The organism is Enterococcus sp. 7E2_DIV0204 (assembly GCF_002140855.1).
Classification (GTDB): domain Bacteria; phylum Bacillota; class Bacilli; order Lactobacillales; family Enterococcaceae; genus Enterococcus_L; species Enterococcus_L lemimoniae.
In genome coordinates, this window is sequence record NZ_NGKY01000001.1 from 2,213,337 (window position 1) to 2,224,637 (window position 11,301).

Annotated in this window: 10 protein-coding genes; 8 read left to right on the plus strand and 2 right to left on the minus strand. The window is 36.5% G+C overall.

The genetic code is table 11. The features are described from left to right. Positions 1–244: 244 nt before the first annotated feature. Positions 245–412, minus strand: coding sequence for a DUF3042 family protein (locus A5819_RS10325; RefSeq protein ID WP_010760505.1), 168 nt, complete (start codon positions 410–412; stop codon positions 245–247). Between the two features lie 202 nt (positions 413–614). On the opposite strand from A5819_RS10325, the gene A5819_RS10330 reads away from it, so the two are divergent. The 4 genes from A5819_RS10330 to A5819_RS10345 all read left to right on the plus strand — a co-directional run bounded on the left by A5819_RS10330 (position 615) and on the right by A5819_RS10345 (position 5,751). Next, positions 615–1,775 (plus strand): galactokinase, encoded by a 1,161-nt coding sequence (locus A5819_RS10330; RefSeq protein WP_086278715.1) that lies wholly within the window; start codon positions 615–617, stop codon positions 1,773–1,775. Positions 1,776–1,834: 59 nt separating this feature from the next. Further along, positions 1,835–2,821 (plus strand): UDP-glucose 4-epimerase GalE, encoded by a 987-nt coding sequence (gene galE, locus A5819_RS10335; protein WP_086278716.1) that lies wholly within the window; start codon positions 1,835–1,837, stop codon positions 2,819–2,821. Between the two features lie 443 nt (positions 2,822–3,264). Then, a complete protein-coding gene (gene galT / locus A5819_RS10340; RefSeq protein WP_086278717.1) occupies positions 3,265–4,746 on the plus strand; it encodes a UDP-glucose--hexose-1-phosphate uridylyltransferase in 1,482 nt (493 codons plus the stop codon). Positions 4,747–4,764: 18 nt separating this feature from the next. Then, positions 4,765–5,751: a LacI family DNA-binding transcriptional regulator gene (locus A5819_RS10345; RefSeq protein ID WP_086278718.1), complete on the plus strand. Its 987-nt coding sequence runs from the start codon at positions 4,765–4,767 to the stop codon at positions 5,749–5,751. An 11-nt stretch (positions 5,752–5,762) separates the two neighbouring features. On the opposite strand, the gene A5819_RS10350 is transcribed toward A5819_RS10345, so the two are convergent. Next, entirely contained in the window at positions 5,763–6,791 is a 1,029-nt protein-coding gene (locus A5819_RS10350; RefSeq protein ID WP_086278719.1) for an immunoglobulin-like domain-containing protein, read from the minus strand. 239 nt (positions 6,792–7,030) lie between these two features. Between A5819_RS10350 and A5819_RS10355 the strand changes: the two genes are divergently transcribed. The 4 genes from A5819_RS10355 (at position 7,031) to A5819_RS10370 (ending at position 11,144) form a co-directional block, all read left to right on the plus strand. Beyond that, positions 7,031–8,524 (plus strand): helix-turn-helix domain-containing protein, encoded by a 1,494-nt coding sequence (locus A5819_RS10355; RefSeq protein ID WP_086278720.1) that lies wholly within the window; start codon positions 7,031–7,033, stop codon positions 8,522–8,524. A gap of 121 nt (positions 8,525–8,645) precedes the next feature. After that, positions 8,646–8,924, plus strand: coding sequence for a YiaA/YiaB family inner membrane protein (locus tag A5819_RS10360; protein ID WP_086278721.1), 279 nt, complete (start codon positions 8,646–8,648; stop codon positions 8,922–8,924). A gap of 135 nt (positions 8,925–9,059) precedes the next feature. Then, positions 9,060–10,814 (plus strand): DNA polymerase III subunit gamma/tau, encoded by a 1,755-nt coding sequence (dnaX, locus tag A5819_RS10365; RefSeq protein WP_086278722.1) that lies wholly within the window; start codon positions 9,060–9,062, stop codon positions 10,812–10,814. Positions 10,815–10,829: 15 nt separating this feature from the next. Then, positions 10,830–11,144 carry a YbaB/EbfC family nucleoid-associated protein gene (locus A5819_RS10370; protein WP_086278723.1) on the plus strand — a complete coding sequence of 105 codons (315 nt, stop codon included), beginning with the start codon at positions 10,830–10,832 and terminating at the stop codon, positions 11,142–11,144. Positions 11,145–11,301: the final 157 nt, after the last annotated feature.

Consider the following 11,301-nt stretch of genomic DNA (forward strand, 5'->3'; position numbering starts at 1 on the left):
GATCCAGCTACACACGTTAGATTCCTCGGCGATAACGAGAATTAATTCACAGGGAAAAGCACCCTGCTAAAATTAGTTCTCTTATATCGCTCAGAATCTGAACAAACGTGTTCCGCTTTTCTTTGATCTAGCTACATAAAGCAGCCTTTGAGGAAAATAGATAATCTGTACATAGAACAAGAAGCGTTCTATGTACAGATTCCTAATTTTCTCTAAAGCTAAACGCTTTATTTCGCTTTTCTTATTATCTAGAGATGCGTTTGCGCATTGCTTTTTTACGGTTTTCCTCGATCATGTCTTCTTTTTCTTCGATTGGATCAAGAACTGTTTTCTTGATTGTGGCAGCAAAGCCAACAACAGCAGCACATGTTACAGCTGTTCCTACTAGCATACCTGAAATAAATTTTTTCATATACATTCTCCTCTCACTTAGTTAGACAATTCTATTATGAACTAAAGTAAGAAAAAAATCCAATAGATAGAATAAAAAGGCAGTGATCTTGTCTACTTCTTAACATTAGTTAAATAAATGTAATCGTTTTATGAAATAGCTTGTAAAAGTTTAGTAAATGTTTTACAATTAATTTACTAAAATGTATTAAGAGGTGATCACTGTGGAAAATGACTTACAAGAACTATTCTATTCTACATTTGGAATAGAGACCAATGAACTATTTTTTGCTCCTGGAAGAATCAACTTGATTGGGGAGCACACTGACTATAATGGCGGCCACGTTTTTCCAGCGGCAATTACGATTGGAACATATGGTGCTGTTAGGAAGCGGACAGATCAAGTTATTCGTTTTTATTCAGAGAATTTTTCAGAATTAGGGATTATCGAAGTAGCATTAACGGATCTAACCTACAAAAAAGCCGATGATTGGACGAATTATCCAAAAGGAATGATCAAATATTTAATAGAAGCAGGACACACTATCGATCAAGGTATGGATCTTCTTTTTTGGGGTACGATTCCAAATGGTGCGGGACTTTCATCATCCGCTTCAATTGAATTGTTAATGGGTGTTATCTTAAATGATCTATTTGATCTAGGGCTTAGTATGCTGGAGCTTGTGAAGACAGGAAAACGAGTGGAAAATCAATTCATCGGTGTCAACTCTGGAATCATGGATCAATTTGCAATTGGCATGGGGAAACAAGACCAAGCAATTTTATTAGATACAAACACGCTTGATTATGAATTAGTACCAGCAGAATTTGGTGAATATGTGATTGTGATCATGAATACGAATAAACGCAGAGAATTAGCAGATTCAAAATATAACGAGCGACGGGCGGAATGTGAATTAGCTTTGAGCCGTCTACAAACTGTGTTACCCATCAAGGCTTTGGGAGAACTGACAGAGGATTTGTTTGAAAAAAATAAAGAAATTATTGCAGATAAGGTGTTGATCAAGCGAGCAAAACATGCGGTGACTGAAAATCAGCGTACGATCAAAGCGAAGAATGCCTTATCGGATAATGATTTAACCTATTTTGGACAACTATTGAATACTTCTCACGCATCTTTAAAAGATGATTATGAAGTAACGGGTATTGAACTTGATACATTAGTTATGGCAGCACAAAAACAGCAAGGAGTCTTAGGTGCACGCATGACTGGGGCTGGTTTTGGTGGTTGTGCGATTGCTTTAGTCAAGGAAACTGAATTAGAGTTTTTTATTGAACAAGTTGGAAAAGTTTACAATGAGAAAATTGGCTACTCAGCAGATTTTTATATTGCAAACGTTGATGATGGAGCGAGAAAGCTGTAAAATAAGGAATACGAAAAAAAGATTTTGATCTTTGCTGTATTCAATTAGGAGGTAATAATATGTCAATGTTAGTTTTAGGTGGGGCAGGTTATATTGGCTCACACGCAGTAGACCAACTGATCAATAAAGGATACGAAGTGATTGTGATCGACAATCTACAAACAGGTCATAGACAATCAATTCATGAGAAAGCTAAATTCTATCAAGGTGATATTCGCGATAAAAAATTTATGCAAGATGTCTTTACAAAAGAAACAATCGATGGTGTGATTCATTTTGCTGCAAGTTCATTAGTTGGTGAGTCGGTAGAAAAGCCATTGGTCTATTTTAATAATAATGTTCACGGTACGCAAATTACGTTAGAAGTAATGGAAGAGTTCGGCGTGAAGCATATTGTATTTTCTTCAACTGCTGCAACGTATGGGGAGCCAAAAGAAATGCCAATTGTCGAAACAATGCCGACAAATCCAGAAAATCCCTATGGTGAAAGTAAATTAATGATGGAAAAAATGATGAAATGGTGTGATAAAGCCTATGAAATTCGTTACGTAGCTCTTCGTTATTTTAATGTAGCTGGGGCAAAATCTGATGCTTCGATTGGTGAAGATCATGATCCAGAGACGCATTTGATTCCGATTATTTTACAAACAGCTTTAGGACAAAGAGAATATCTAGGTATTTATGGTGAGGATTATGATACCCCGGATGGTACGTGTATTCGCGATTATGTTTATATTGAAGACCTGATTGCAGCTCATATAGCAGCTTTAGATTATTTACAAAAAGGAAATGAAAGTAACATTTTTAACTTAGGTAGCAATACAGGCTATTCAGTTAAAGAAATGTTGGAAGCAGCACGTGCCGTGACGGGCAAAGAAATACCAGCAAAAGTCTTGCCGCGGCGTCTAGGTGACCCAAGTAAACTAGTTGCTTCAAGTGAAAAAGCTAAGTTGGTTTTGGGCTGGGAGCCTCAAGTTACAGATATCAAACAGATCATCAAAACTGCTTGGGAATGGCATGTTAGTCATCCTAAAGGGTATGAGTAAGAAGTATTTTGCTTTGAAACATGCCAAGAAACACAACGAAGAAATGAGTTGATGTTGAATGCTCCTGTGATTACTCGTCGCACGAAAAGACTTGGTACAAGGTAACTGAAAGGAACGTTGCTTCCTTCTGTTATTCAGATGTTGAAAAGTACAAGGTGAAGCAAAGCGGAACGTTGTTACCATATGTTATCTAGCTTTACAGGCTAGTCTCTATGAAAAAAGATAAAATCTGCTCGTGACAAAAAGCGTCATAATCATATTTTCCTATTTTTCTACGAGCCTAAACGAGCCTGTTCAGCTTTTAACAGTATCTAGCTTTACAGGCTAGCCTTTCGGGAAAAGATAAAAATTGAATGAGACAAAGAACGCCTCAGTCAATTTTTCCTATTTTCCAGTCGAGACTGAACGAGCTCTTTCAGCTTTTAAATTTAGGAGGAATCGTTGTGTCAATTAGTCAAACTGTTACTGATTTTGTCACGTTAGCTATTCAAGCTGGTGGTTGGATGGAGTTGGATCGTCTTTATTTACAAAATCGGGTACTTGCAATGGTTGGTGAAGAGTCATTAGATCCTGTTTCTCCAGTGGTCGTGACTAAAACATCCTTGGAATTATTAGATGAGTTAGTCGAACAAGCTTTAAAAAACGGGGTTTTTCGAGAGGGATCAGCGGATTTAGAGATTTTTGAAGCACAATTGATGGATTTTTTAACACCACCACCTTCAGTTGTGAATGCACTTTTTGCCCAACATTATGAAAAAGATCCGGTCGATGCAACTGATTATTTCTATAAGTTAAGTAAAGAAAATAATTATATTAAGACACGGGCTATTGCTAAAAATATCATTTTTCCAGCAGAAACAGAGTATGGTCAATTAGAAATTACCATCAATTTATCCAGACCCGAAAAAGACCCAAAGCAAATTGCGGCAGCACGTCAAGCCACACAGGTAAATTATCCTAAGTGTGTTTTATGTATGGAAAATGAAGGGTATAAAGGTCGGACAAATTATCCGGCTAGAACGAATCATCGGATCATTCGAATGAACTTAGATGGAGAAAGTTGGGGATTTCAGTATTCACCATATGCTTACTATAATGAACATTCAATTATTCTGTCAGAGGAACATCGCCCTATGGTCATCTCAAAGGAAACATTTTATCGCTTAACTAGAATTATTGAAGTATTGCCACATTATTTTGTTGGTTCTAATGCAGATTTACCAATTGTAGGTGGTTCGATTTTGACCCATGATCATTATCAAGCAGGACGACATATCTTTCCGATGGAGAAAGCTCCGATCGAACAATATTTTGAGCTAAGCGATTTTCCATTGATGAATGCTGGGATCGTCAAATGGCCGATGTCTGTGATTCGCTTGCAAAGTCCTAATTCAGAAGACTTAGTTGAGGCAGCTGCCTTGATTTTAGATAAATGGCAACACTATTCTGATGAGGAAGTCTCAATTCGAGCTTTTTCAGAGGATGGAACACCGCATCATACGATTACACCAATTGCACGCCGCAAAGGTTCGTTATTTGAGATGGACTTGGTACTACGTGATAATAATGTTTCTGATGAACATCCAGCTGGTATTTTTCATCCCCATCAAGAAGTTCAGCATATCAAAAAGGAAAATATTGGGTTGATCGAAGTGATGGGCTTAGCCGTATTACCGCCTCGTTTAAATGATGAACTTCAAGAAGTGGAAAAATATGTTTTAGAAAAAGAACATCATATTGCCGAGTATCATAAAGCCTGGGCAGATCAAATGAAGGAAAATTTTTCTTTTAATGAAGCCAATGCCAAAGAAATAATTCAAAAAGAGGTGGGGCAAATTTTCGCCCAGGTTTTAGCTGATGCTGGTGTTTATAAACGTACGATGGAAGGGCAAGCGGCCTTTAAACGTTTTATCGATAGTTTATAAAGAAGGGCTGGTGAAAACATGGCAACGATCAAAGACATCGCATCATTAGCAGGTGTTTCACCTGCAACAGTTTCTAGAGTGCTGAACTATGATCCGGATCTTTCTGTTGGCATTGAGACAAAGCAAAAAGTCTTTGAAGCGGCAGAAGAGTTAAACTATACAAAGCATAAAAAGGGTACAAAGACGGCTAAAGCAAAGATCCTATTCGTTCAGTGGTATGACGAAGTAGAAGAATTAGAAGACATTTACTATCTATCGATTCGTTTAGGGATTGAAAAAAAAGCTGAAGAGATGCGTATTGAATTAGTCAAACGATCCATGGAAGAATTAGAGCATGAAACTGCAGATGGGATTTTGGCTTTAGGAAAATTTGACAAAGCTGAAGCGGATTTTCTTTTTGATAAAAATCCTAATTTATTGTTTGTTGACTTTGATGCGCTTGATTTAGGGTATAATTCTCTAGTCATCGATTTTCAACAAAGCCTGTCGACTGTTTTGGCTTACTTAGCTCAACATGGACATCAAGAAATCGGTATACTTGCTGGAGAAGAGTATACTCGAGGAAGTCATGAATTACTTGAAGATAAACGATTGAAAATTTTTAAAGAGATTCTAGAACAAAAGGACTTGTTACATGAAGAGTATATTCTAAAGGCGCCATTCACTGTTAATAGTGGCTATGATGTGATGAAACAGTTTTTAAGTAGACAGCCACAAACATTTCCAACTGCTTTTTTTGCTTCTAGTGACGCACTTGCTGTGGGTGCCTTAAAAGCGATTCAAGAAGTTGGATTAAAAGTACCGGAAGATATTTCGGTGATTGGGTTCAATGATATCAGCGTAGCCAAATATGTTAGTCCACCGTTGACTACAATTAAAATCCATACAGAATGGATGGGTGAGCTGGCGATTGAAACGATATTGTCGATTATTTATGAACAAGCACCGATCGCAAGAAAAATCACGATTGCAACAGAATTGATCGAAAGAGCATCAACGAGGTGATGCTCTTTATTTTATTTATAGGCAATAACAAATAAATTGATATTATCATTGACACAGCTTTGAAGTGTGATTCGTTCACCACCACCTGTACCTACAGTAAGATCCCAATAGTCGGTTCCAGTTCCAACTTCAATGCCATAATCATCCAATTGAAGTAAAGTTCGTACCGTATACGTTGTAGGGGTACCGTTTGCATCTGTCACAACGATTTGACTACCTGAGCCTAATGAAAAGACTGTTGAAAAAGCCCCAGGATTGTGACCAATAAAATGAGTATTTTGTCCATCATCCTCTGATTGAACAGCAGCACCTCCCCAGGTAGAAGCAACACCGCCAGGATTTGAATCGATTACGCTTTGACCACTCCCTTGACCGCCGTTTTGATAAGGAGTCGTTTGGCCGTTCATGGTGATTGTCATTGGGGAAGAGCTTGCCGCTACAGGTGCCACAGGTGTGGTTGCTACTTCGATTTGCGCTGGCTCAGCAAGTGCTGCTGGTTGTTCTGTCACCTGAGGTTCAGCTTGTGATCCAGCCGCAACCACAACAGGTTCACTTTTTGGAACAATCGTAAATGTTCTATCAGCCCCACCAAAATTGCCACTTGCATCAGTTACTGAATAATGGATTATTTGGGTGCCTAAAACAGAGGTATCTAGTGTTTTATCTGCAGATAATTTGGCAGTGAGGTCTCCATCTTTATTATCAGTTGCTGTGACTTCTTCATAGATGTTTATTTGGCTATTTTGTTCAACCGTTTCTTCTGGAGCGGAAGTAGTTGGCGCAATAGGATCTTTGGTCGTATTTACAGCAACTATTTTGTCATTGTTTTGCTTTTTCTTAGGTGTGACATTCTGTTTACTTAACTCTTTGTCAGTTGGAACGTTTTTTACTAAGGTAATGTTTGTTTTTTTCGGTTTAGCATTCAAACTGTTTGCACGACTGTAGGCATCGGTGAAAATAAAACCACCAATAAGTAAAAAAATGCTTAAAATGCTGATGAAACCAATAATGATCGTGTGTTTAATTGTGTTTTTTTTCATGTAGAATCCCTCCAAAAATGTGGTGAGATTTTCCATTTATCGATAAATTTTAAATCCGCGTTTTTATATTTTTATAATAAGACCCAAGATTAAATAAACCAATTGAGTTGCGCTTTAGATTAATTCAAAAACCATGATAAAGATGTTATAATTGTTGTTAAATAAGGATTTCTTCAAAAAATTCTTAACTACTGGAAATTTTTGAAGAATTTAATAGAAAGTAAGAAAGAGGAGATAAAATGGAACGATTATTATCGCCATCTATGCATCGTAGAGTGTTGTTGTTGAATTTGTTAAATGGTCCAAATAGTTGGATTACATCCGATTATTTAGCTGAAAGTATCGATTGTTCAAAAAAAACAATCATGTTGGATTGTCAATACATAGAAGATCGCTGGCCCGATTATCTGACGATCGAGACCTCTAGAAAGCATGGAATCCGACTGATTGCTTCACCACACAGGTCGATCTATGATATTTACATTGAAATTATTCAAGAATCGAATGCATTCTCTTTGTTAGAATCGATCTTTTTTGAACCGATGCGGCCAGCTGTTTATTGGGAAAAAAAATTATTTTTAAGTAATTCTAGTTTATACCGCCTTTCAAATATAATCAGTTCGGCACTCAAAGATCGCAATATTCAGATGAGCCGATCTCCTTATTTTGTTCATGGAAAAGATGAGCGTCAGATTCGCTATTTTTTTACTTGCTATTTTATTGAAGTATATGGAATCCGAGAATGGCCATTTCATCTAGACCGTACAAAAGTTTTTACGTTGTCTAATAAGATCAATCAGAAATTTGCTCTAGAACTAAATGATAGCCAAATCGTTCACTTAGCGTATTCAATTGCGGTCACGATCATTCGCGAACGGCAAGGATTTTTGATTCAGGATAGAAAAGATCCAATCAATAGTTTTGTTAAAACAACGATCGATGTTAGAAAATATCAAGCGGATGTTGAAGAAATCGCAGAACCTTTAAATGTGGTATTGCCTGATAATTGGTATGAAGATTTCTGTTATTCTATTTTTTGGTGGGATTTTGGTTGGGACAATGAACAAGAAAAAGTGAATGTTATCTATCAAGCAGAGAATCTAGTCAAAACGATTAAAGAGGCACTGTCTATTTCTATCTCAGAACAAAGTAATATAAGCATTATCCGTTTGATCGAGTACCTCTACGCAAAACACAAGATGTTTCCTTATAAAAAATTTATTGTATATGATCGTTACTTATATTCAAGCCGGGCAATCAAACAAAATTTCATCGTTTTTACAGCTGTCGTTACGAAAGCTTTAGGAGTATTGGAAGCAAAAATGAAATTTCCTTGGCAATCAATGTACTTAGATGGTATTCTTCATGAAATGGCGATTCGTTGGCAGGATCTCAGTAAATTGACAGATGAGATGAGACGTCAATTATCTGTTTTGGTGTTAAGCGATCTAGGTAAAGAACATGCACAGTTTTTAAGTTCTGTTTTAAAAGAAAATTTCCGGAACAAGGTCAACCTATCGGTTCAAGAAAACCATTTTTATGATCAATTGGTGAATAACGTTGATCAACAATATGACTTATATGTATCAAATTATGCACTTGAAACGATAGATGAAAAAATCAACATGATCGTTGAAGATATTCCTTCATTCAAGAATATAACGGATCTACGAAAGTATATTGATAAAAGACGACTGGTCTTACCCAAAGATATTGCCTATTTAAATGCTTAAACTGTTATTTTTTGTTTGTTGTTTTGGTCTATTATTTTTTTTAAAATTAAAATAAAGATTGTCATTTAATAAAAAGTAATGCTATACTAAAAAAGTATTATTAATTTTAAAGGAGAGAATTATGAAAAAGAAAGCTTACAGAAACACACCTGCATTTGTCTTTCTAAGTTGGGGATCATTTGCCTTTTTCGTGGCATTGATGTTGATTGGTTTGTACACCTTAAAAGAACCTTTGATGGTTAAAGGGTATTATTTGATGGGATCAGTTGGCTTGATTTCTACGTCATTTACACTTTCAAAAGTGATCAGAGATAATCAAGAAGATGAAGAACGTTATAATCAAATGTTCCGTGCGATGGACGGACCCACTAAAAATGAAGAAACAGATACACATATCTAATTTGTTTTAGAAAGTTCTGACGAGAGTTAGGGCTTTTTTTTTTACTATTTTTTAATGAGTTTGCTTTTTTTAATGCCTTATCCATAAAAATCACGTATAATAGAAGATAGTGAAATTTCGAGGGAGGGGTAAATTATGGCTTATCAAGCTTTGTATCGTGTCTGGCGTTCACAGCGTTTTGATGACGTTGTTGGACAAAAAGCAATTACGCAGACATTAAAAAATGCGATTATACAAAAGAAAACCTCGCATGCCTATCTGTTTACCGGTCCAAGAGGAACAGGGAAAACAAGTGCGGCGAAAATTTTTGCTAAAGCAATCAACTGTAAACATAGTGTAGATGGGGAACCATGTAATGAATGTGAGACGTGTATTGCAATCACTGAAGGACGTTTGAACGATGTCATTGAGATCGATGCAGCCAGTAATAATGGTGTTGAAGAAATTCGTGATATTCGCGATAAAGCCAAATATGCACCCACACAAGCTGACTATAAAGTCTATATCATCGATGAAGTACATATGTTGTCGACAGGTGCGTTTAACGCATTACTAAAAACATTAGAAGAGCCGCCGCAAAATGTTATTTTTATCTTAGCGACGACTGAACCGCATAAGATTCCATTGACGATTATTTCAAGAACGCAACGGTTTGATTTTAAACGCATCAGCACACAAGATATTGTTGATCATTTAGGGTATATTTTAAAGCAAATTGATATTGAGTTTGAAGAACAGGCTTTATATGTGATTGGCCGAGCAGCTGAAGGTGGGATGCGGGATGCTTTGAGTATCTTGGATCAAACGATTTCATTTAGTGATGAAAAAGTTACCCTGACAGACGCAATGCAAGTCACCGGTAGTCTAACATACGAAATGATGGATCAGTATATTTCGAGCTGTGTAACAGGTGATGTGGAGCAAGCCTTAGAAATATTAGAATCGATTCTTAGTTCGGGTAAGGAAGCTAGACGCTTTTTAGAAGATTTGTTGTTATATTGCCGTGATTTACTGATGTTTCAACAAGCACCAAATTTATTAGCGGAAAAAGTTGGAAATTTGACTGAGAATTTCAAAAACTTAGCGGGACAGACTGCTGCTGAAAAAATTTATCAAATGATCCAAATTTTAAGTGATACTCAAAATGATATTCGTTTTACCAATAATGCTAATATTTATCTTGAAGTAGCAACTGTTAAGTTGGCAAAATCTGTTAAAAAACCGGTAGAGATTTCCAATGGGGCACAACCAATTGCGACAGCTGAGATCACTACTTTACAACAACAGATCGAACAGCTACAAAAAGAATTAACTGAATTGAAGAAAAATGGTGTCACGGCTAAAGAAGCTGAACCGATTAAACCAACAAGAGCAACTAGTAGCAAAAATGCCCTAAGGATCCCGACAGAGTTAGTATACAAAGTACTGAATGAAGCGACGAAAGATCATTTACTGAATGTCAAAAATGTCTGGGAAGATTTATTGCAAATGATGTCTGTGACTCAACGAGCGATGTTAAAAGCAAGTGAACCGGTGGCCGCTAGTCCTAAGGGAATAGTAATTGCTTTTGAGTATGAAATCGTCTGTGGTCGTGCCATGGAAGATGAAGAAATGCAGTTGGCTGTTCACAATAATTTAAGCCGTTTGGTCAATAATTATGCACCAGATATGGTTTGTATCACGAAGGAAAGCTGGCCCAAATTACGGCAGTCCTTTATTAGCCAAAACAAAGATACTCAAGGAGATTCAACAACTGCTGAACAACCCATCAATAATGAAGATAATCATTTATTAGAAGATGAAGAACCAGCACAAGAAGTCAATAACCAAGTAGTAGACGAAGCAATCGCGATGTTTGGCGAAGCGCTTGTTGAAGTAATAAACGATTAAGAGGAGACGGTAGTTATGATGCGAGGCATGGGAAATATGCAAGGGATGATGAAACAAGTTCAAAAAATGCAAAAAGATATGGAAAAGGCACAAGCGGAATTAAATGTTAGAGAATTTGTTGGTGAAGCAACAAACCAATTAGTAATAGCAACGTTTACTGGTGATCGTAAAATGAAAGACATCTCTATCAAAGAAGATGTTGTGGACCCAGAAGATGTAGAAATGCTGCAAGATTTAGTGATCATGGCGGTCAATGATGCATTGACGAAGGTAGAAAAAGAAACAGAAGCTACGATGGGAAAATATGCTAAAGGAATGCCAGGATTCTAAAAAAATTTATTAATAAATAATAGAGCTAGAGATAATCATTGAATTTTTCAGTGACTGTCTTTAGCTTTTTTTATGAGGTTAGAAATAAAAGTTGACATTCTTAGTGCGTTTAAATAAATGAGTATAAATATTTTTTATCGATCGTTATGTTATGATT

Bases quoted from the DNA above. Each gene is read 5' to 3' on its own strand.
- A5819_RS10325 (WP_010760505.1), bottom strand. From the start codon at position 412: ATGAAAAAATTTATTTCAGGTATGCTAGTAGGAACAGCTGTAACATGT.
- galE (WP_086278716.1), top strand. From the start codon at position 1,835: ATGTCAATGTTAGTTTTAGGTGGGGCAGGTTATATTGGCTCACACGCA.
- A5819_RS10345 (WP_086278718.1), top strand. From the start codon at position 4,765: ATGGCAACGATCAAAGACATCGCATCATTAGCAGGTGTTTCACCTGCA.
- A5819_RS10350 (WP_086278719.1), bottom strand. From the start codon at position 6,791: ATGAAAAAAAACACAATTAAACACACGATCATTATTGGTTTCATCAGC.
- A5819_RS10355 (WP_086278720.1), top strand. From the start codon at position 7,031: ATGGAACGATTATTATCGCCATCTATGCATCGTAGAGTGTTGTTGTTG.
- A5819_RS10360 (WP_086278721.1), top strand. From the start codon at position 8,646: ATGAAAAAGAAAGCTTACAGAAACACACCTGCATTTGTCTTTCTAAGT.
- dnaX (WP_086278722.1), top strand. From the start codon at position 9,060: ATGGCTTATCAAGCTTTGTATCGTGTCTGGCGTTCACAGCGTTTTGAT.
- A5819_RS10370 (WP_086278723.1), top strand. From the start codon at position 10,830: ATGATGCGAGGCATGGGAAATATGCAAGGGATGATGAAACAAGTTCAA.